Annotated in this window: 21 protein-coding genes and 3 tRNA genes; 19 read left to right on the top strand and 5 right to left on the bottom strand. The window is 41.1% G+C overall.

The window, feature by feature from the left end:
- The 5 genes from QL989_RS02565 to ung are packed head-to-tail and all read left to right on the top strand — an operon-like array spanning position 1 to position 4,591.
- Positions 1–1,011, top strand: coding sequence for an iron ABC transporter permease (locus QL989_RS02565; protein ID WP_008467771.1), 1,011 nt, complete (start codon positions 1–3; stop codon positions 1,009–1,011).
- Positions 1,011–2,492 (top strand): cobyric acid synthase, encoded by a 1,482-nt coding sequence (locus QL989_RS02570; protein WP_290167954.1) that lies wholly within the window; start codon positions 1,011–1,013, stop codon positions 2,490–2,492. The genes QL989_RS02565 and QL989_RS02570 overlap by 1 nt, the downstream gene beginning before the upstream one ends.
- Complete coding sequence (cobO, locus tag QL989_RS02575; RefSeq protein WP_008110641.1) at positions 2,485–3,084, top strand: cob(I)yrinic acid a,c-diamide adenosyltransferase; 600 nt, start codon at positions 2,485–2,487, stop codon at positions 3,082–3,084. The genes QL989_RS02570 and cobO overlap by 8 nt, the downstream gene beginning before the upstream one ends.
- Positions 3,084–3,932: a cobalamin-binding protein gene (locus tag QL989_RS02580; RefSeq protein WP_290167958.1), complete on the top strand. Its 849-nt coding sequence runs from the start codon at positions 3,084–3,086 to the stop codon at positions 3,930–3,932. The genes cobO and QL989_RS02580 overlap by 1 nt, the downstream gene beginning before the upstream one ends.
- Positions 3,929–4,591: a uracil-DNA glycosylase gene (gene ung / locus QL989_RS02585; protein ID WP_033102558.1), complete on the top strand. Its 663-nt coding sequence runs from the start codon at positions 3,929–3,931 to the stop codon at positions 4,589–4,591. Before QL989_RS02580 ends, ung begins: the two co-directional genes overlap by 4 nt.
- A 59-nt stretch (positions 4,592–4,650) precedes the next feature.
- Here the strand turns inward: ung and QL989_RS02590 are convergent, their stop codons facing one another.
- Together QL989_RS02590 and tal are read right to left on the bottom strand one after the other, a co-directional pair.
- Positions 4,651–4,839 carry a DUF3545 family protein gene (locus QL989_RS02590; protein ID WP_008110646.1) on the bottom strand — a complete coding sequence of 63 codons (189 nt, stop codon included), beginning with the start codon at positions 4,837–4,839 and terminating at the stop codon, positions 4,651–4,653.
- A 227-nt stretch (positions 4,840–5,066) separates the two neighbouring features.
- Positions 5,067–6,017, bottom strand: coding sequence for a transaldolase (gene tal, locus QL989_RS02595; protein WP_008110647.1), 951 nt, complete (start codon positions 6,015–6,017; stop codon positions 5,067–5,069).
- Between the two features lie 218 nt (positions 6,018–6,235).
- Between tal and yaaA the strand changes: the two genes are divergently transcribed.
- Together yaaA and QL989_RS02605 are read left to right on the top strand one after the other, a co-directional pair.
- A complete protein-coding gene (yaaA, locus tag QL989_RS02600; RefSeq protein ID WP_290167964.1) occupies positions 6,236–7,015 on the top strand; it encodes a peroxide stress protein YaaA in 780 nt (259 codons plus the stop codon).
- 106 nt (positions 7,016–7,121) lie between these two features.
- Positions 7,122–8,081, top strand: coding sequence for a mechanosensitive ion channel family protein (locus QL989_RS02605; RefSeq protein ID WP_138606631.1), 960 nt, complete (start codon positions 7,122–7,124; stop codon positions 8,079–8,081).
- Positions 8,082–8,522: 441 nt separating this feature from the next.
- Here the strand turns inward: QL989_RS02605 and QL989_RS02610 are convergent, their stop codons facing one another.
- Together QL989_RS02610 and srmB are read right to left on the bottom strand one after the other, a co-directional pair.
- A complete protein-coding gene (locus tag QL989_RS02610; protein ID WP_138606629.1) occupies positions 8,523–8,843 on the bottom strand; it encodes a BON domain-containing protein in 321 nt (106 codons plus the stop codon).
- Positions 8,844–9,082: 239 nt separating this feature from the next.
- Positions 9,083–10,309 carry an ATP-dependent RNA helicase SrmB gene (srmB, locus tag QL989_RS02615; protein WP_010391528.1) on the bottom strand — a complete coding sequence of 409 codons (1,227 nt, stop codon included), beginning with the start codon at positions 10,307–10,309 and terminating at the stop codon, positions 9,083–9,085.
- 76 nt (positions 10,310–10,385) lie between these two features.
- On the opposite strand from srmB, the gene QL989_RS02620 reads away from it, so the two are divergent.
- From QL989_RS02620 to QL989_RS02630, 3 genes are all read left to right on the top strand, one after another.
- Complete coding sequence (locus QL989_RS02620) at positions 10,386–11,084, top strand: methyltransferase (RefSeq protein ID WP_290167970.1); 699 nt, start codon at positions 10,386–10,388, stop codon at positions 11,082–11,084.
- Between the two features lie 157 nt (positions 11,085–11,241).
- Positions 11,242–13,251, top strand: coding sequence for an alpha-amylase family protein (locus QL989_RS02625; RefSeq protein WP_290167973.1), 2,010 nt, complete (start codon positions 11,242–11,244; stop codon positions 13,249–13,251).
- Between the two features lie 176 nt (positions 13,252–13,427).
- Complete coding sequence (locus QL989_RS02630; RefSeq protein ID WP_290167975.1) at positions 13,428–13,874, top strand: DUF2147 domain-containing protein; 447 nt, start codon at positions 13,428–13,430, stop codon at positions 13,872–13,874.
- A 50-nt stretch (positions 13,875–13,924) separates the two neighbouring features.
- Here QL989_RS02630 and fldB read toward each other — a convergent pair whose 3' ends face one another.
- Complete coding sequence (gene fldB / locus QL989_RS02635; protein ID WP_008467792.1) at positions 13,925–14,446, bottom strand: flavodoxin FldB; 522 nt, start codon at positions 14,444–14,446, stop codon at positions 13,925–13,927.
- Positions 14,447–14,551: 105 nt separating this feature from the next.
- Between fldB and xerD the strand changes: the two genes are divergently transcribed.
- From xerD to QL989_RS02680, 9 genes are all read left to right on the top strand, one after another.
- Entirely contained in the window at positions 14,552–15,478 is a 927-nt protein-coding gene (gene xerD / locus QL989_RS02640; protein WP_290167977.1) for a site-specific tyrosine recombinase XerD, read from the top strand.
- 72 nt (positions 15,479–15,550) lie between these two features.
- A complete protein-coding gene (gene dsbC / locus QL989_RS02645; RefSeq protein WP_010391520.1) occupies positions 15,551–16,279 on the top strand; it encodes a bifunctional protein-disulfide isomerase/oxidoreductase DsbC in 729 nt (242 codons plus the stop codon).
- A gap of 84 nt (positions 16,280–16,363) precedes the next feature.
- Positions 16,364–18,085 (top strand): single-stranded-DNA-specific exonuclease RecJ, encoded by a 1,722-nt coding sequence (gene recJ, locus QL989_RS02650; RefSeq protein ID WP_290167981.1) that lies wholly within the window; start codon positions 16,364–16,366, stop codon positions 18,083–18,085.
- Between the two features lie 145 nt (positions 18,086–18,230).
- A protein-coding gene (gene prfB, locus QL989_RS02655; RefSeq protein WP_109874146.1) for a peptide chain release factor 2 occupies positions 18,231–19,329 on the top strand; the annotation gives its coding sequence in 2 pieces (ribosomal slippage) (positions 18,231–18,305 and positions 18,307–19,329; 1,098 coding nt in all).
- A 26-nt stretch (positions 19,330–19,355) separates the two neighbouring features.
- Entirely contained in the window at positions 19,356–20,891 is a 1,536-nt protein-coding gene (gene lysS / locus QL989_RS02660; protein WP_054201888.1) for a lysine--tRNA ligase, read from the top strand.
- A gap of 353 nt (positions 20,892–21,244) precedes the next feature.
- On the top strand, positions 21,245–21,427 hold the full coding sequence (locus QL989_RS02665) for a hypothetical protein (RefSeq protein ID WP_138606615.1): 183 nt from the start codon (positions 21,245–21,247) through the stop codon (positions 21,425–21,427).
- A 128-nt stretch (positions 21,428–21,555) separates the two neighbouring features.
- Positions 21,556–21,648, top strand: a tRNA-Ser gene (locus QL989_RS02670).
- A 35-nt stretch (positions 21,649–21,683) separates the two neighbouring features.
- Positions 21,684–21,760, top strand: a tRNA-Arg gene (locus tag QL989_RS02675).
- 46 nt (positions 21,761–21,806) lie between these two features.
- Positions 21,807–21,883 (top strand) — tRNA-Arg (locus QL989_RS02680).

Raw genomic sequence — 21,883 nt, forward strand, 5'->3', positions numbered from 1 at the left:
ATGACGGCCTTTTCTAACCATGCCGTTGCATTAATCGCTGCGCTATTATGCGCACTATTGAGTTTATTTATCGCACTAAGTTTTGGTGCGGTACCTACGTCGCTCGCAGATGTATACCAAAGCTTAACCTTTTCAAACGAGGCTTCATTTACCAGCCGCATTATTATTGAATTAAGAATGCCACGTACTTTGTTGGCTTTTTTAGCCGGTAGTGGCTTAGCGATTGCAGGTTTAATACTACAAACAGTCACCCGTAATCCCTTAGCTGATCCTTATTTATTTGGTATTTCGTCTGGTGCTTCATTAGGGGTGGTTATATTAATGTCCTTGGTAGGAGCTGGGGCGGGTATTGCACTATCTGGGGCGGCATTAACCGGCAGTTTAGTTGCGATGGGGTTATTAATTTTAATTGCAGGTAGCCAGCGCAACGCTCAAGTTGAGTCGATGTTATTGGCAGGGGTGGCCTTATCATTTTTATTTAGTGCTTTTACTAGTTTGTTACTTTATTGGAGCGATCCACAAGCAGTCGCGGCTATTTTATTTTGGACTTTAGGTAGTTTTGCTAGAGCACAGTGGCAGTCGCTGCTGTTACCTGCCTTAGTCATTATGGCATGTACAATAATCATGTTGGGTTTTAGGCGCCAGCTTAATGCGATGTTGTTAGGCGATGAAAGCGCGACAACGCTTGGTGTTAGGGTGCATCGCTTTAGAATTTTAATGCTTATTTTAAGCTCGTTGATCACGGCCGTGTTAGTTGCCAACTGTGGCGGAATTGGCTTTGTTGGCTTAATGGTGCCGCACATAGTGCGCTTTTTTATCTCTCAAGGTAGCCGTGTTGGGTTATTAATGACCGGATTAGTCGGGGGCATATTTATGGTATGGGTCGATGTGCTTGCTCGTTCACTATTAAGCAACCAAGAGCTGCCAATCGGGGTGATCACGGCGGCTATTGGCAGTCTATTCTTTTTAAGTATATTGTATTTTCGTAAGCGCCAGCTGGTGGGTAAATAATGAAAACATTAATGGTACAAGGCACTACTTCCGATGCGGGTAAAAGTACCTTGGTTGCAGCGCTTTGCAGAGTGTTTGCTAATCAAGGCGTTAATGTTGCGCCATTTAAACCGCAAAACATGGCGCTTAATAGTGCCGTAACGCATGATGGCGGTGAAATTGGTAGAGCACAAGCATTACAAGCCGTTGCAGCAAAAGTAGCACCTGAAATAGACTTTAACCCGATATTACTTAAACCCAATAGTGATACTGGCGCGCAAGTTATTATTCATGGTAGGGCTATCAGCAATATGGAAGCCGACTCTTACCATGACTATAAAAAAGTGGCTATGAAAGCGGTATTAACCTCGCATAATCGTTTAGCTAAACGCTTTGACTTATTGTTGGTTGAAGGGGCTGGTAGCCCAGCTGAAATTAACTTACGCGCAAACGATATCGCCAATATGGGCTACGCCGAAAAGGTCGATTGCCCGGTAATTATTATTGCAGATATTGATAAAGGGGGTGTGTTTGCTCACCTAGTAGGAACTTTGGCGCTATTAAGCGAGTCAGAGCAAGCACGGGTAAAAGGCTTTGTTATTAATCGTTTTCGTGGTGACATTAGCTTATTACAAGGCGGGTTAGATTGGCTTGAAGAGTACACAGGTAAACCTGTGTTAGGGGTGTTACCCTACCTACACGATTTAGCTCTTGATGCCGAAGATGCCGTTGCCATAGATAATAATGTGACCGAAGCCAGCATTAATATTGCGGTACTGCTGGTGCCTCATATTAGTAACCACACTGATTTTGATGCACTGCGATTGCACCCAAATATAAATATAACCTATGTGCGTCATACTCAAGCGATTCCATCCGTTGACTTAATCATTATGCCTGGCAGTAAAAATGTACTTAGTGATTTGGTATTTTTAAAAAATGAAGGCTGGGATCAGCAAATTAAACGCCACTTACGTTATGGTGGCAAAGTACTGGGTATTTGCGGCGGTATGCAAATGTTAGGTAATACTATTAGCGACCCCAATGCGGTGGAATCATCATTAGGGCAAATGGCTGGGTTAGCACTTAGTGATTTTGATACCACATTAGGTGAACAAAAAGTGCTAAGCCAAGTAAACGCCACTATTAGTTTAAACCAGCAGCAGGTTGCTTGTCAGGGTTACGAAATACATGCTGGGATCAGTAAAGGTCAAGCGCTCAACAAACCACTTATTCGCTTTAATAAACACCCAAATGGCTTTGAAACTGATGGTTTTATTAGTGATGATAATGCCATTGCCGGTACTTATTTACATGGCTTGTTCGACAACGCAGCTACTACGGAGCTGCTATTAAAGTGGCTAAAACCAGACAGTGACATTAATGCCATCAGCATTAATGAGCATCGCGAACGCCAGTTAGAACGGCTCGCTGATATGTGCCAAACACATTTAAACATTGAACAAATTATTAAAATTTACCAAGGACATAACAATGACTGAATCAACAAACGACAAGCACCAACAGCGCCAGCAAAAAGTAAAAGAACAGGTTGATGCTCGTGTAGCAGCAGCACAGCAAGAAAAAGGTATTTTTCAGGTTATTACCGGTAATGGCAAAGGTAAATCTACTTCTGGATTTGGTGTGGTTGCACGCTGTGTTGGCCATGGTAAAAAGGCGGCCGTGTGTCAGTTTATTAAAGGTACGTGGGAATGTGGTGAACGTAATTTACTGCAAGGGGCTGGGGTCGAATTTGCTGTTATGAACACTGGTTTTACTTGGGATACGCAAAATAAAGAGGCTGATACCGCGGCAGCGCAAGCAACATGGCAAGAGTCAAAGAGGATGCTAAGCGACAGCAGTATCGACGTGGTATTACTTGATGAGCTCACCTATATGGTTACTTATGGCTATGTCGACCTCGATGAGGTTGTTGCTGCAATTAGCAACCGACCTGCAATGCAGTCGGTGATAGTGACTGGTCGTGCTGCGCACCGCACCTTAATTGAACTGGCCGATACGGTAAGTGAAGTACGAAATGTAAAACATGCATTTGAGTCGGGCGTAAAAGCACTAAAGGGCTTTGATTACTAATGTTAAAACGCATTGTTGTTGGGCTGTTATTGTTTGCAGTTAGTGCACCCCAAGCCTTAGCCGACAAGCCGCTTCGTATTGTGGCTCTAGCGCCACACATAGTCGAAAATTTATATGCCATTGGGGCGGGTGATCTAATAGTGGGCACGCTGGATTACGCAGATTACCCACAAGAGGCGACTAAAATTGAGCGTATCGGCGGCTATAATGGTATTTCTATCGAAAAGTTACTCATGCTCAAGCCTGACATGGTGATTGCGTGGAAAAGTGGTAATCAGGCTGAAGATTTAGCACAAATAAAGCGTTTAGGAATTGAATTATATTTAAGTGATCCAAGTTCTATTGAAGGGGTTGCCTCGGAAATACTAAAACTAGGTCAAATAACGGGCCATATTGAGCAAAGTAAACAAGTAGCCGAGACATTTACAGCCAAACTCAACGCAATTAAAGTTACCCAGAAAGATAAAACCACGCTTACTGGGTTTTATCAGTTGTGGCCTGAGCCTATGATGACTGTATCAAAAAATACATGGATCAATCAGTTAATCGAAACGTGCCAAGTAACCAATGTATTTGCAAACAGCGACACCGATTACCCACAAATTAGCATCGAAAACGTGATAGTTACTAAGCCACAAGTTATTATTATTCCTGATGAAAAATCAAAAAGGGTAATGCCTACGGTAAATTGGCAGCAGTGGCCTGAAATTCCTGCGGTAAAGTATGAGCAGTTTATTAGCGTCAATGCTGATTTATTACATCGGTTTACCCCCAGAATGTTGGATGGATTAGCGCAGATGTGTGACAAAGTTGATATATCTAGAGAATTTATTAAGAGTCAATTATGAGCAACTGGTCATCTTTTTTAAACCATGAACTTAGCCAAACATATATGCAGCAAACCCTTGAATATATTGCGAATAAACGAGCCGAAGGCACTGCTGTATATCCGCCAAAATCACAGGTGTTTAGCGCATTTGATGCAACTCCACTTAGCGACATTAAAGTGGTTATATTAGGTCAAGACCCTTACCATGGAGAAGGGCAAGCGCATGGTTTGTGTTTTTCAGTATTGCCTGAGGTTAAAAAGCTCCCGCCTTCGCTTAAAAACATTTATAAAGAGTTAGTAACTGATATTAATGGCTTTACCACGCCAGAACACGGCTATTTACAAGGCTGGGCAGAGCAAGGTGTATTTTTACTCAATACTGTATTAACCGTAGAGCAAGGGCAAGCCCATTCCCATAAACACTTAGGTTGGGAGCAATTTACCGATAATGTGATTGCTCATATAAATGAACACTGCCAAGGTGTGGTGTTTATTTTATGGGGCGCACATGCACAAAAAAAAGGTAAAAGTATTGATCGCCAGCGCCATCATGTATTGGCAGGGCCTCATCCTTCGCCGCTTTCAGCGCATCGCGGCTTTTTTGGCTGTCAGCACTTTTCAAAAACCAATGAACTGTTAATAGCGCAAGGAGCGCAGCCCATTAATTGGCAAGTATAGGGTAATTGGTATTAAAAAAGGCTTTCATAAATGAAAGCCTTTTTAGTTGCTGTTGTTGATTAAAACTCTAATTCATCAATAGCAATACTATCAGCAAAATAGTCGAGCTCTTGTAGTTCTTTGCGCAAACGTTGCTTATCTTTTATTGCTTCTATTTCACGCCATTTTCTTTTTTTATTTTTTTGAGAGGTTTTTTTCGATGTATCAGAACCTTCTAATATCTCTATTATTTCGTTTAGGCTATCCATTGATTATCTCCTATTGACCACTTTTTGAACCTCGGCAGTATCTATACCACAGCTATTAATAAAATAGAATATAAATGTGACGAAACTGTTACTGATGGGTGGTATTTTGATGAAGATCAATACAAAAAGAACGTAAATGGGGACAAGTCGAGTATTTAAAGTAAATCGCAGACATAAAAAAACGCCGCTAAAAAGCGACGTTTCTTAACTCATTAAACAGCTGTTAGTTACATCGCTTTAAAGCGTGCCTCTAGTTGCTCTTGCGCATCTGCAAATGAGCGAATACCTTCAGCTAGTTTCTCAGTAGCCATGGCATCTTGGTTATGTAACCAACGGAACTGTGCTTCGCTAAGTGGCTCTGGTTTTGGCTCTTTAGCAATATCGCTTTCTAGTAAGTATTCTTGTGCGTCTTCTAAATTACCTAGCTCTTCTAAAAGATTAGGGCTAATTGTTAGCTTATCGCAACCTGTAAGGGCAATAATTTCACCGGTATTACGAAAGCTTGCGCCCATAACAACCGTTTTGTAATCGTGACGTTTGTAAAACTCAAAAATACTACGCACCGATTGTACGCCAGGATCTTGTAGCGGGTCGGTTGGTTTTTCCATACCGTTTGCTACGTGCCAATCTAAAATTCTGCCAACAAATGGCGAAATTAAAAATACGTTTGCATCAGCACAGGCACGGGCTTGAGCATCACTAAATAAAAGCGTTAAGTTACATTTAGTGCCTTCTTTTTCTAACTGTTCTGCGGCTTTAATGCCTTCCCAAGTAGAGGCAACTTTAATTAAAATCTTGTCTTTGCTTACACCTTCTTTCTCGTAAAGGCTTAGTAAAGTATGTGCTTTATTAATTGTTGCTTGGGTATCAAATGATAAACGTGCATCAACTTCAGTAGAAATATAACCCGGAACAATTTCGCTAATTTCTTTACCGAGTAATACTGCAAAATAGTCACAAGCCAGCTCTAGTTGTTTTGCAGGCTGTTGCTCGGTTTCTTTAGCGTATTGCCATGCTTTATCTAGATAAGGTTTGTAAGCTTCAATCTCGCTCGCTTTTAAAAGCAGCGATGGATTGGTAGTCGCATCTTCAGGTTGATGTTTTTTTATAGCTTCTATATCGCCCGTGTCGGCCACGATAGAAGAGTGTTGTTTAAGCCTTTGTAGAGCGCTAGTCATTTGCTTTTCCTCATTCCAAGCAAGTTAAAAGAAAATCTAAACTACCTTAATATAGCTATACTGCAACAGTGTGACAATGCTTGATAGGTCTTATGTCCTTATCAATGAAAAAACGGTAACGGTTGAGTTTTAGGTAGGATAATTTTAAACAAAACGTGCTTTTCGTCTCATTTAATGTTGAAATTGACATTAAATAATTTACAAGTCAATAGCTAACTATGATCACTGTTATTTCACCAGCAAAGAATCTTGATTACGACACGCCACCCGCAACAGATAAGTTCACTCAACCTGAATTACTTGAGCACAGCGAAGCGCTCATGAAAGTATGCCGTGAATTAACTCCTGCGCAAATTGGCAGTTTAATGAAAATTAGCGATAAGCTCGCGGGCCTTAATGCAGCACGTTTTAGTGAGTGGGCGCAACCGTTTACTACGAGTAATGCTAAACAAGCGGTGCTTGCCTTTAATGGCGATGTATATGGCGGTTTAGATGCCGACACCCTAACGGCTAAGCAACTTGATTATGCTCAAGAGCATTTACGTATACTCTCGGGTTTATACGGATTATTAAAACCACTTGATTTAATGCAAGCCTACCGCCTAGAAATGGGTACAAAGCTTGAAAACAGCCGTGGTAAAAACCTATATGAGTTTTGGGGCAGTATTATTGCTAATGAACTTAACGACGTTTTAGCGGCACAAGATGCACAATACTTAGTTAATTTAGCGTCTAACGAATACTTTAAAGCGGTAGATAAAAAAACGCTTAACGCACAAATTATTACGCCACATTTTAAAGACTGTAAAAACGGCCAATATAAAGTGATTAGCTTTTACGCTAAAAAAGCGCGCGGCATGATGGCGCGTTACCTTATCGAAAACCAAGTCACGCAATTAAGTCAGCTTAAAGAGTTTACCGTGGCCGGTTATTACTTTAGCTCAGAAGCAACCACTAAAGAACTTGAACCGGTATTTTTGCGCGAAGAGCAAAGCTAACACACTTTTTTAAAATGTTTAAAAAGCCATGCATTGCATGGCTTTTTATTTTGGCGCTATTTTTGCAGGCCTTAGGTTATTAACCCAAACTAAGGTATAAAAACAAATGCTCTCAATTCCCTCAATTACAGAAGCCGAAAAACTCATAGAAGAGAAGCTCGGCGGTTGGTTTGATGTTGTTATAAGTCATATCCCTAACTTTATAGTCGCGGTGATTATTGCGATTATATTTTCATTTATTGCCCGCCTTGCAGGCAAAGGAATGAAAAAAGTATTGCGTCGTTCCCTCGATTCTACTCAAATTGCCGACTTAATGGCCTCCATTTTTAAAGTCATTGTTTTGAGTGTAGGAGTCTTTATTGCCCTTGATTTTATGGGCTTAAAAAGTACCGTTACGTCACTACTTGCGGGTGCAGGTATTGTTGGTCTCGCCATTGGTTTTGCTTTTCAAGATATGACCGAAAACCTAATTGCGGGTATTGCTATGGGTATTCGAAAACCGTTCAAAGCGGGTGATGTTATCGAGACCGATAACGTATTTGGTTCAGTGCATTCAATAAATTTACGTAACACACTAATAGAGAGCTTTTACGGGCAGTTGATACTGGTTCCTAATAAAATACTATTTAGAAATGTACTGCGTAATTACAGCACTTTAGGGGTCAGAAGAATAGAAGTACCCGTAGGTATTTCTTACGCTGACGATATAGAAAAAGCCAGTGAAGTTATTGTCGAAAAAATTAATCAATTCGACTTTGTGATCCGCAAAGATGAGACCGCGGTGTACGCAGAAGGCTTTGGTGATAGCAGTATAAACTTATTGGTATGGTTTTGGATTAAATACCCTGGTGAGCCCGATTTTATGACGGTGCGTCACAAAGGTGTTGTGGCAGTAAAGCAAGCACTCGATGCTGCTGATATAAGTATTCCGTTTCCTATTCGTACGTTGGATTTCGGTATTAAAGGCGGTGAAAAACTCGATGCCATGATAAGCGATAAAATAAGTCAGCAGTCAACTAGTAAAGAGGCTGATAGCAACACTGATACAAGCCAGGAAAGCAATTAATTTTAAATTTACAAGGGTAAAGCGGTAGGAAAAACTTACTGACTATCAGCGCGTTTTTACAAAGTAAAAACGCGCTTTTTATTATAATTAATTGATGTTCGGAAGTAACTAAAGCCTTGCGTTGACTAATTTAAAAGAGTCTCAATTAGAAAACTATATCGATAAGGTTTCTCATTTCAAAATAGATTATTTAATTAATCGAATATGTTCTCAAGCTTGATGCAAGCCCTATATAGAAGTGTCTTTGAGTAAAGGATTCAATGGTATAAGTAGCTGCAATGAGCGTCGCGATTGGCGCGTAAACTAAAAGGCTTTTAATCAAGCTATTTATACTGGCTCGGGAGTATGTTCTGCATTAAATTATATCTTGCAGGCCATAAAAAGCGCCGCTTGTGTTGGAGCAACAAGCAGCGCTGAAGAATAAGTTAAGAAGGAGGTGTATTAAATAACACTAATTTTGTTACGAATGACTTTAACCCCATCCATATTTTCTAAAAACTTTTGAGCAAGAGCACGTTCAAAACCGCTATTAGCTTTGCCTTTGAGTTCAACGTCGCCATTTTCAACCTGTACGTTTAAATTTTTTAATTCTAGGTTTGGGTTAGTACGTAATTCATGAGTAATAGATTGCTGTAAAGTAGCTTGTGTGGCCACACTACTCACTATCGCTAAATGCGTTGCTGCACTAACTTTAAAAGCAGAGACTAATAAAAATAAACAACAAAACGAAATAAAACCGATAGTAAATTTAATTCGACTCATAACTATATCCTTAGTGTGTTTTGAAAAATTATCGCCGTTATTTGGCGTTTTAATACTCATATATTGACTAGGGTTACAAGTTTCATTCCAAATTTAACTGTTTGAAATAATTGGGTATTTTATTAAGTGGTTATTCAGCTAAGTAGTTTTTACATATTACTCTGAATTGCTTACTCACTGTTTTTAAGCCACAAAAAAGCCGACAAACGTCGGCTCAATCAAATATATTCAAGCTAGAGCTATTTTTTCTTCTTAGCTTTGGCTTTTTTCTTCGCTTTCATTTTTACTGGATCTTTACGCTTTTTAACTGGTGGCTTAGCTTCTTTATGTTTTGGCTCTAATCCTTTAAATACACGGCGTTTTAGCTTCTGCTCTATGTAACGTTCTACTTTGTAAAGGATGCCAATATCGTGTGCTTCAATTAGTGAAATTGCTATGCCTTTTTTACCCGCGCGACCTGTACGGCCAATACGGTGTACGTAAACATCTGCAGTGCGAGGCATATCAAAGTTAATTACGTGGCTTATATCAGCTACATCAATACCACGCGCGGCTACATCGGTCGCGACTAAAATGCGGGTTTTGCCACTGTGGAAATTTTCCATCGCTTTCATGCGTTTATCTTGTGGCATTTCACCACGTAGCCACGCAGCTTTAACGCCGTTATTGGTTAGTTCACCAATAAGGGTTTCAAGGCGCTCACGAGTTTTTACAAACACAATCGCTTTACTAACATCAGGGCCGTTTAAGGTGTTAACTAATAGCTCAAGCTTGTGATGGTAATCGTCAGCTAAATGAACCCATTGATGTATTTTAGCTTTTTCTTTGCGTGATGATTCGGCTTCAAGTAGAGCCGGGTCGTTTAAAATACGCTCTGCAAATAATTCTACGCTGTCACCTTCAAGAGTAGCTGAGAATAAAAAGCACTGACGACGGTTTTTAGCTTCATCACAAATACGCAGCATTTCTTTACGAAAGCCCATGTCGAGCATGCGGTCGGCTTCATCAAGAATGAGCATTTCTACGTTTTCTGCGTGGAAGTTTTCAGTTTCCAAATACTCCATTAAACGCCCAGGTGTGGCGATTAAAATGTCGTTATTATTTTCAAAAATTTCTTTGTGTGTACCGTAATTAATACCGCCGGTAACCACCCCAATTTTTAAGTGGGTTTGTTTTGCAAGTAACTCACATTGTTCATGAATTTGATAAGCAAGCTCGCGAGTTGGGGTCATAATTAATACCCGTGCAAAGCCCGGATCACGACGCGGGAAATCCATTAAATATTGAATTGCTGGAATTAAGAATGCCGCCGTTTTACCCGTACCTGTCGGTGCAGACGCTAAAATATCACGCCCTTGCAACGCCTCAGGAATGGCTTGTTGTTGAATGCTAGTAGGGGTTTCAAAACCCATTTTATTAATAGCATTGAGTAGCTTATTATCAAGATCAAATTCAGAAAATTGCATAGAGTGTCAAAAATAGGGGACAATTGCCGTTAATTATACGCACTTAAATCTACTTGGTGAATGAAAAGGTGAAAAAATGTCTGGTTTTGCATTTAAACAATTTAAGGTTGAGCACGACCAGTGCGCCATGAAGGTATCTACCGATGGTATTTTACTTGGAGCATGGGCTGATTTAAGCGGTGCAAGTTCGTTATTAGATATTGGCACAGGTACGGGGTTGTTGGCGTTAATGTGTAAACAGCGAGTGCCAGATTTAAAGGTGAGTGCGGTTGAGGTTGATAAGGCCGCCTACCAGCAAGCTGTACAAAATTGCCAGCAAAGCCCTTGGCCAGACATTAGCATTTATCACCAGTGTGTACAGCAGTTTGCGGCTGAGACTAAATTTGATTGCGTTATATCTAATCCACCTTATTTTAATCACAGTTTAAAAAGTGATAATGCAGCACGCAATGCCGCTCGCCATACCGATGGTTTAAGCTTTGCAGAACTAATTGCTGCGTTTAAACGCTTAACGCATAAGCAAGCACGTTTTAATTTAATTCTGCCTAGTGAAGAGGCACAGTTATTTATAACCTTGGCGCAGCAGCAAGGGCTGTATTTAAGCGCGCATTGCCAAGTAAAAACCACACCGAGTAAAGTGTTCAGCCGCAGCTTAATGCGCTTTAGCTCAATCAAAACAGAATTAGAGCAATCAGTGCTTTGCATAAAAGATGAAAACAACACCTACACAGATGATTATGTCGGGCTTTGCAAAGCATTTTATTTAAAGATGTAAGCTATTTATTGAGCTTGGTTATCTAGTAAAAAAGGATAATTTACCCATTATGCATACGTATTCAGTTTTTATTTAATCAATCACCAGACTAGTGTTAACCACTTGTAAATAACGTCGAGTATGTTGCTTAACTCGCTCAACACTTGGAACACACACTATGAAGCTGAATAAAATAATCACCACTGCAGGATTGAGCCTTGGCTTAACTTTACCAAGCTTAGCTATGGCTGCACCTACAACATTTGTGCATCTATTCGAATGGAACTGGCAAGATATAGCTCAAGAATGTGAACAGTTTTTAGGGCCCAAAGGATATGCTGCTGTACAGGTATCTCCGCCTAACGAGCATATTACAGGTAATCAATGGTGGACTCGCTACCAACCTGTGAGCTACCAACTGCAAAGCCGTGGCGGGAACCGGACGCAGTTTATAGATATGGTTAATCGATGTAATTCGGCAGGCGTAGATATATATGTTGATACCCTAATAAACCATATGGCTGCAGGTAATGGTACTGGTACCGACGGTAATAACTTTGGTAATAAACAATATCCTATTTACAGCCCACAAGATTTTCACCAAAGCTGTTCAATTAACCCTGAGGATTACGGTAATAATCGCTATCGTGTGCAACATTGCGAGCTGGTAGGGCTTGCCGATTTAAATACCGCTTCAACTTATGTGCAAAATACGTTAGCGGCATATATTAATGACTTACAAGCCTTAGGAGTTAAAGGCTTTAGGTTTGATGCTGCTAAGCATGTTGCTGCAAGTGATATTCAAAGTTTAATGGCAAAAATAAATGGCTCGCCAGTGGTTTTTCATGAGGTGATAGATCAAGGTACTGAAGCGGTAGATGCCTCAGAGTATTTAAGTACAGGTTTAGTTACTGAGTTTAAATACAGTACACAGCTTGGTAATACATTTAGAAATGGCTCGCTTGCGTGGCTAAGTAATTTTGGTGAAGGTTGGGGTTTTATGCCAAGTTCATCAGCTGTGGTATTTGTTGATAACCATGATAACCAACGTGGGCATGGTGGTGCGGGTAATGTAATTACTTTTGAAGATGGCCGTTTATACGACCTAGCTAACGTCTTTATGTTGGCGTATCCGTATGGGTACCCAAAAGTCATGTCGAGTTATGACTTTCATGGTGATACCGATGCAGGTGGGCCAAGTGTGCCAGTGCACAACAATGGTAACTTGGAATGTTTTGCAAGCAAATGGAAGTGTGAGCATCGTTGGTCGTACATTGCTGGTGGTGTTGATTTTAGAAATAACACTGCCGATAACTGGGGTGTAACAAACTGGTGGGATAACACCAATAACCAGATTGCATTTGGGCGAGGTAGCTCAGGCCATATGGCAATTAATAAAGAAGACTCAACTTTAAATGCAACAGTTCAAACAGATATGGCTGCTGGGCAGTACTGTAACGTATTAAAAGGTGAGCTTTCGGGTGATGCTAAAAGCTGTAGTGGTCAGGTTATTACAGTTAATAGTAACGGCACTATTAATCTAAATGTGGCGCCATGGGATGCCATGGCTATTCATAAAAATGCTAAATTACTACAAGGCTCGCTTCCTAATAACGGTGGTGATTGGCAAAGAACCGTTGTTTTTATCAATGCGCAAACACAAAGCGGGCAAGATATGTTTGTTCGTGGTGGAATAGATCACATTTATGCGAATGCAAACCTTGGTAGAAACTGCCAAACAACGAACATTGAATGTGCCATGCCTATTCGTCACAACAATTTAAAAAACAACACCACTTTGCCTTGGAAAGCAAACGATAATTACCTAGATTGGTATGGTATTGAGCAAGGTCAAAGCAGTGAGGCGCAAGGTACCGCGATGGATTGGACTACTAATATATGGCCTAGTGAATATGGCGCGCAAAAAACGGTAGATAATGATGGTTTTGGCGTTACACCACTTAACATATGGGGCGAACACTACTGGATGCTTGATGTTGATATGGATTGCAGTAAAGCCGTTAACGGCTGGTTTGAACTCAAAGCATTTGTAAAAAATGGCCCTGAGTGGGAGGGCGATATAAATCAAGCAAACACCCCATATGCAAGCACTAACCATATGGCCCAGTGCGGCAAAATTAATATGTTTGAATTTAATAGCTCAAGTGTAGAGGTACGTGATTTTTAAATATGCACTTTTAATCATGTACTTTAAAACGTGATTATTATTTAAAAACCAAGTGTGTTAAAACGCACTTGGTTTTTATTTTTTACATGCACCTAATTAGCTATGTAATTTCATAGTGTGTTTATAAATCAGCTGGTATTATCGTTTTATTCGCTATTTAAAATTAAAGCAACTCAATGAAAAACTTTAATAAACTAACTTTGCTAAACACTCTCGCTGCAGCTTTATTTATAAGCCATAGTGCGCATGCAAACATGAGTCCTGTAGGGCTTTGGAAAACCATTAATGAAGACACCAAAGAAGCAAAGTCGTACGTACGCATTACTGAACAAGATGGGGTACTGACTGGCAAAATTGAAACAATACTCAATAAAAATAAGCAAGATGCGCTTTGCAGCGAGTGTGGTGGTGATAAAAAGAATCAGCCGATGCTAGGCATGACCATTATTGAAAACGTAACTTATGCAGGTGACGGTAGTTGGGAAGACGGTGAAATGCTCGACCCAAATAACGGTAAGACCTACAGCGTGCGTTTAACACCGCAGCAAAATGGCGAAAAACTTGAAGTGCGCGGTTATGTGGGCTTTTTTTACCGTAACCAATACTGGTTAAAAGTAGAATAGTTAAGTATTAAAAAGCGCTGCATAGCAGCGCTTTTTGCAAAAGTGCACAGTTACAGGGTTTCAGCGTACTCTGTCATCACCTGTTCTACCCAGGTGGCAATTCGTTCATCGCTTAGCTCGTACTGACTATCTTCGTCTAATGCTAAACCAACAAATTGTTTACCGTCTTCGGTAAGGGCTTTAGAGGCTTCAAATTCGTAATTACTGTCGTTAGGCCAAAAGCCAAGTTGAGTAATGGCTTGGGCATTTATTTCATCATGAAGCATACCTAATGCGTCTTGAAACCATTGGCCATATCCTTGCTGGTCGCCCATACCAAATAAGGCTATGGTTTTACCATTTAGGTCAACGTCTTTTATGTCGTCCCACTTTGATTCCCAATCTTCTTGAATTTCGCCAAAGTCCCACGTAGAAATACCAAAAATGATAAAGTCATATTGCTCAGCGTTTTTAAGCGGCTCGTCTTTAATATTATGTAAGCTGACAATGTCGGCGCCTATAATGTCGCGTATTTTTTCTGCCGCCATTTCGGTATAGCAGGTAGTAGAACCAAAAAATAAACCAATCTGCATCGTATTTATCACTGTGTAATTGCCTGTTATGATAGGCTCAAGTTTACCGTAAGGTATTTTTAATTGATACCTTCTCCCGTGGTATTACCAACATGAGATCACAACGTGACAACGCTATCTGACGATTTATCTGAACAAAATAATGAGCTAAGCAGCAATAGCGACTTTTTAGAAACCTTTCTTGATAGCCTCTATTTAGAGCAAGGCGTAAGTGAAAACACGCTGAGCGCTTATCGCAGTGACTTAGATAAGTTTTGCCAATTTTTAAAAGGCGAAAACTTAATGACGGTAACCAGCCTCGACGTTGAAAGTTACTTGGCACATCGTGTTGATTTAGGGCTAAAGCCACGCAGTACTGCACGCAGTATTAGTGCATTAAAACGTTTTTATCAGTACTTTGTACGCGAAAAAATAATTAGCGACTCACCTATGGTCAATATTGCTCAGCCTAAAGCGGGGCAATCATTACCAAAAACGCTTTCTGAGGCCGAAGTAGAGGCGCTATTAAGTGCCCCCAATACAGAAGAGCCAATGGGGCTGCGCGACAAAGCCATGCTCGAGCTCTTGTATGCAACGGGTTTGCGGGTAACTGAGCTGGTAGGGCTGAGAATGGAGCAAATAAATTTGCGCCAAGCTGTGGTGTTTGTAAAAGGTAAAGGAAATAAAGAGCGATTAGTGCCTTTAGGTGAAGAGGCTATGTATTGGCTGGAGCAATTTTTAAAGCTTGGGCGAGCACAAATGATAAAACATGCCACCGATTTTGTATTTCCCTCTAAACGTGGGGTGGGCATGACACGACAAACTTTTTGGCATCGGATTAAACACTATGCTATTTTGGCATCCGTTGAGTCGCCGTTATCACCTCACACCTTGCGACATGCATTTGCAACGCATTTATTAAATCATGGGGCTGACTTGCGTGTGGTGCAGATGATGCTTGGCCACAGCGACCTATCAACTACCCAAATTTATACGCATGTAGCGAATGAGCGATTAAAATCGGTGCATGCTGAGCATCATCCTCGTGCTTAAGCGAATTTTTTTGTCACTAAGCCGGTCATATAGACACGATAAGATAAGTATTTTTAGGATAGAGAACCCGTTATGAAAAAATTAATGTTAGCAGGTGCCATGTTGTGCACTAGTTTGAGCGCTTTTGCTAATGGTGTTGCAGTAACACCCGATGCCAATGATCCTATTGTGACAAAATTTGCCGCGCTAGGAGTAACTGTTAAACAAATTAACCCAAGTCCGGTTGCGGGCTTAAAAGAATTGATCACCAATAAAGGGGTGCTGTATGCAAGCCCTGACGGTCAGTTTTTAATGCAAGGTACGCTAATCGATTTAAACAACCGTAGTAATTTAACTGAGCAAGCACTTAATGGTGTGCGTCAATCAGGGTTAAAAGAATACGAAGATTCAATGATTGTGTATAAAGCGCCAGAAGAAAAACACAGCATTACCGTGTTTACTGATATTAGCTGTGGTTACTGTCGTAAATTACACCGTGAGCTTGATGACTTACTTGAGTCGGGTATTACGGTTAAATACCTAGCATTTCCACGTGGCGGCCTGCAAGGATCAGGTTATGCCGATTTAATGAATGTGTGGTGTGCTAAAGATCAGCAAGAAGCACTTACTGAAGCTAAATCTGGTGCAGATACACAAATTGTAAAAGACTGTAGCGCACCCGTTGCAGAGCATTACCAATTAGGGCAAAGCTTTGGAATTAGTGGTACACCGGCTATTATTTTAGAAGATGGCACGATGATCCCAGGCTACCAACCAGCTGCCGCATTAAGCGCTGCGCTTGAGGCGAATAAAGCAGGTTAATTAAAAACCTGAGTACCTGTTTAAAAAGGCCTTTATGGCCTTTTTTTGTCTTTTTGTTATGAATATCATAAGTTAAAAACCAGCATGAAAAAAATGATCATTGCGCGAGAACCCGTTGACGACTCTCATCTACCTAGTCATCTACATCCTGTTATTAAGCAAATTTATGCCACGCGTAACGTCTGCCATGCTGATGAATTAAATAATAGTGCGGCCACTTTGCTCGACTTTAAGCTATTTAAAGATATAGACAAAGCCAGTCAACTATTAATTGATGCACTGCATGCACAAAGTAAAATACTAATTGTTGGCGATTTTGACGCCGATGGCGCAACCAGCACCGCCACCTTAATGCAAGGGTTGGCCATGTTTGGCTTTACCCATTTAGATTATTTAGTGCCAGACCGCTTTAGTTTAGGTTATGGCTTAAGCCCAGCATTGGCTGAGCAAATAGTCACTATGCAGCCCGATTTAGTGATCACCGTAGATAACGGTATATCGTGTATTGCAGGGATTGATATTGTTAAAGCCGCAGGCATTAAAGTGCTGGTTACAGATCATCATTTACAAGGCGAGCAACTGCCTAATGCCGATGCTATTGTTAATCCTAATCGTCATGACTGTGATTTTCCCTCTAAGTCGATAGCTGGTGTTGGTGTGGCGTTTTATTTGCTTATCGCATTGAGAAGTGCGCTGCGTGAACAAGGCTACTTTAACCAACATCCTATGCCAAATATTGCTGACTTACTCGATATTGTAGCCCTTGGTACGGTGGCCGATGTGGTAGCCCTTGATTCAAATAACCGTACATTAGTGCATCAAGGCTTGGCACGTATTCGCAGCGGTAAAACCCGCCCAGGTATCACCGCACTGATTGAAGTGGCTAATCGCAATGCAGCTCGTTTGAGTGCCAGCGATTTTGGCTTTTCATTGGCGCCACGTTTAAATGCAGCAGGGCGTTTAGATGATATGAGCCTAGGTATAGCTTGCTTACTTAGCAACGACATAAATCAAGCAAGGCGCATAGCCGGTGAGCTTGACAGCTTAAACTTTGCCAGACGTGAAATTGAGCAAGGCATGCAAGTAGAAGCGCAAGCCGTGCTCGATAGGCTAGCATTTAAAGAAGATAGTGTGCCTGATGCTATTTGTTTGTATCAAGACGATTGGCATCAAGGTGTTATTGGCATTTTAGCGGGGCGCTTAAAAGAAAAGTACCACCGCCCAACCGTGATATTTGCGGGTGGCGAAAACGGTGAAATAAAAGGTTCATGTCGCTCTATTGAAGGTTTGCATATGCGCGACCTGCTTGAGGGGTTAAACACCGCGCAGCCCGGTTTAATTAATAAATTTGGCGGCCATGCAATGGCGGCAGGTTTAAGTATTAACGAGCAGCAATTTCCTGAGTTTAAACGTGCGTTTGATAGTGCGGTTAGTGAGCAACTCAGTGAAGAAAGTAAACGTTGCATTGTGTTTACCGATGGTGAGCTACCTAACGACTGCTTTAGCATGGACTTTGCCCAGCTTTTAAAACAATCGGGCCCGTGGGGGCAGCAGTTTTCTGAGCCGATATTTGAACACACCTTTGAAGTAATCCAGCAGCGTATTGTGGGTGAAAAACACTTAAAGCTGGTATTAAAGCATCAGTCTGCACGCTTAGTTGACGCCATAGCCTTTGGGATTGATGTAAAAGCGTGGCCAGATACCGAGGCGCAGTTTGTTAAAGTAGCGTATCAGCTCGATATAAATGAATTTAGAGGTAAATTTAGTTTACAACTTATAGTTAGAGAGCTTGAAAAAGTGGGCTAAAAAATATCTTCAAACCATGCATAAAAGGCTAATAAAACGCGCGGTTTTTTGTTAAAATCGGGCGTTTTTATTATTTAATGATTTTTAATTGCGCTCGGTCTCTTTTTTAAGTGCGCAATAACCTAGCCATTTTGGAGTAATGTACATGTTTGAAGTGAATCCTGTGATTAATCAAATCAAGGAAATTCGCGAACGTACTGAACTGCTTCGGGGGTACCTTTGACTACGCTCTTAAACAAGAACGTTTAGAAGAAGTTAACGCCGAACTTGAAGATTCAGCCGTATGGAATGAGCCTGAGCGCGCACAAGCCCTTGGTCGTGAAAAGTCAGCACTAGAAGCCGTGGTTGAAACAATCGATAACCTTGTTGCTGGTACTGACGATGTTGAAGGTTTAGTCGAGCTTGCTGTTGAAGCCGAAGATCAAGACACCTTTGATGAAGCACAAAGCGAACTAGCTGATTTAAACCAGCAGCTTGAAGGGCTTGAGTTTCGTCGTATGTTTTCAGGCTCTCACGATTCAAACGATGCCTACCTTGATTTACAATCAGGCTCTGGCGGTACAGAAGCACAAGACTGGTGTAATATTTTACTGCGTATGTACTTACGCTGGGGTGAAGCAAAAGGCTTTAAAGTAGAGCTAGTTGAAGCGACCGATGGTGATGTTGCTGGTATTAAGGGTGCAACGGTACGTTTTTCTGGCGAATACGCTTATGGTTGGTTACGCACTGAAACAGGCGTACACCGCCTAGTTCGTAAAAGCCCATTTGATTCAAGTGGTCGCCGCCATACCTCGTTTGCATCTGCGTTTGTTTACCCAGAAGTTGATGACAACATTGAGATTGATATTAATCCGTCTGACTTACGTATAGACGTTTACCGTGCATCAGGCGCGGGTGGTCAGCACGTAAATACCACTGAATCGGCAGTACGTATTACCCACGTACCAACCAATACCGTGGTGCAGTGTCAAAACGAGCGCTCGCAGCATAAAAATAAAGCCCAAGCAATGAAGCAGTTAAAAGCGAAATTATTTGAGCTTGAGCTGCAACAGCAAAATGCTGAAAAGCAAAGCCAAGAAGACAACAAGTCTGATATTGGCTGGGGAAGTCAAATTCGTTCATACGTACTTGATGACTCGCGTATTAAAGATTTACGTACTGGCGTTGAAAACCGTAACACTCAAGCGGTACTCGATGGCGACCTAGATAAATTTATTGAAGCCAGCTTAAAATCTGGTTTATAACCACCAAGCTAAAAAAGAGCTAAAAAATGACTGATCAAATCCAAGACGAAAATAAGTTAATCGCTGAGCGTCGCGGCAAATTAGACGCTATTCGCGAAAATTGCCCAGCCAACGGTCATCCAAACCAATTCCGTCGTGAGCATTACACGGCAGATTTGCAGGCTGAGTTTGGTGATAAGAGTAAAGAAGAGCTAATCGAATTACAGCACGTAGTATCGATAGCAGGTCGTATTCTTGCTAAACGTGGTCCATTTATGTCTATTCAAGACATGAAAGGCCGTGTGCAAGCATATGCCTCAAAAGACGTTCAAAAAGATTTAAAAGCAAAATATGGTCAGCTTGATATTGGCGATATTATTGGTGTTAAAGGCGCGCTGAACAAATCAGGTAAAGGCGATTTATACGTAGAAATGACAGAGTACGAACTGCTGACTAAGTCACTTCGTCCACTACCAGAAAAATTCCATGGCTTATCAGATCAAGAAACTAAATACCGTCAACGTTATGTTGATTTAATAACTAACGAAGCAACGCGTGAAACATTCCGCATTCGCTCACAAGTAGTTGAAGGCATTCGTCGCTTTTTAGCTGACCGCGATTTTATGGAAGTAGAAACGCCAATGCTACAGGTTATTCCTGGTGGCGCGACGGCACGTCCGTTTGTAACGCATCATAATGCGCTTGATATCGACATGTACTTGCGTATTGCACCAGAGCTTTACTTAAAGCGTTTAGTGGTAGGTGGTTTTGACCGCGTATTCGAAATTAACCGTAACTTCCGTAACGAAGGGTTATCGACACGCCACAACCCAGAATTCACTATGATTGAGTTCTACCAAGCGTACGCTGACTACATTGATTTAATGAACATCACCGAAGACATGTTACGTACAGTTGCAACTAATGTACTGGGCAGCCCAATTGTGGTTAACACCACTAAAGATGAAAACGGCGACGTTGTTGATTCAGTAGAGTATGATTTTGGTCAACCATTCACGCGTTTAAGCATGGCAGATGCTATCTTAAAATATAACCCTGAGTTTGATGCTGCGGTATTTAACGACCCAGAAAACCACTTTGAAGAATTAAAAGCGTACGCTAAACAAGTACACGTTAAAATTCCTGAAAACTGCGTATGGGGCCCAGGTAAGTTCTTATGTGAAATATTTGAAGAAACGGCTGAGCATATGCTTATCCAACCTACATTTATCACAGGCTACCCGTGGGAAGTATCTCCACTTGCACGTCGTAACGACGAAAATCCATTTGTAACTGATCGTTTTGAATTTTTTGTTGGCGGTCGTGAATTAGCAAATGGTTTCTCAGAGCTTAACGATGCACAAGATCAAGCTGAGCGTTTTACTCGTCAGGTTGAAGAGAAAGACGCTGGTGATGATGAAGCAATGCATTATGACGAAGACTACATTCGCGCACTTGAGTATGGTTTACCACCAACGGCAGGTGAGGGCATTGGTATTGACCGTTTAGTGATGCTATTTACTGACTCATCAACTATCAAAGATGTTATTTTATTCCCGCACATGCGCCCACAAGCTGACTAAGCTTGAAGGAATAAACTATAAAATTATTAACGCCGCTAATTAGCGGCGTTTTTTTTGCCTTATTGTTTGTGAGACATTGCCTAAACTTTATATTAGGGCTTTTAATTAATAAGTACTACACTGATAATAAAATGTAAGTACAAAGGGATATTAACCTTTAATTCAGTTTCATTATCATAAAGTTGCCTCACTGCTTAGCAACATTAAAGCAGTGCTATAACTTTTTGGTATGATTGTTTTTTAAACATTATGTTGTATTTATGTGAATTTTTTAGCTAAAATATGGCCGAAATTTGTACACGGTCATTATTAGTCGTAAAAATAAAAATTTCTAAAGGACTTAGATAAATAATATGAAAGCTAAACGAGTAGAGTCTTTACCCGATGAGAGCACCACAGAGCAACAGCGACAAGCTTATTACCGCGCGTGTATTGCTGAGTTTCAAAAATTGGGCTACCAAGAGCAATATCTTGCTGAACTTACGGATGAACTAGTGCCAGTGATGGGTGTAAACTCAAGCACTCCAAATACCTAACCTGATTAATTTTCAAACTAATTACACTTTAAAACCAGACATGTGTGCAATCTATAGCCATATAGTCACTTTTGTCAGAAAAGTGTTTGACATATTTTCTGAAATCTTTATTATACGCCCCACAAGACGGAGAGGTGTCCGAGTGGCCGAAGGAGCTCCCCTGCTAAGGGAGTATAGAGTTTGTAGCTCTATCGAGGGTTCGAATCCCTCCCTCTCCACCATTTTTTAAATGGCGAAATCTTGTAAACGTAAAGATGGGCGCATAGCTCAGCTGGATAGAGTACCTGGCTACGAACCAGGCGGTCGGAGGTTCGAATCCTCCTGCGCCCACCACTCTTTACACACTCTGCTTAGAGTTAAAACAAGCAAAAATGAAAGTGGGCGCATAGCTCAGCTGGATAGAGTACCTGGCTACGAACCAGGCGGTCGGAGGTTCGAATCCTCCTGCGCCCACCA

The organism is Pseudoalteromonas sp. APC 3224 (assembly GCF_030407535.1).
GTDB lineage: Bacteria > Pseudomonadota > Gammaproteobacteria > Enterobacterales > Alteromonadaceae > Pseudoalteromonas.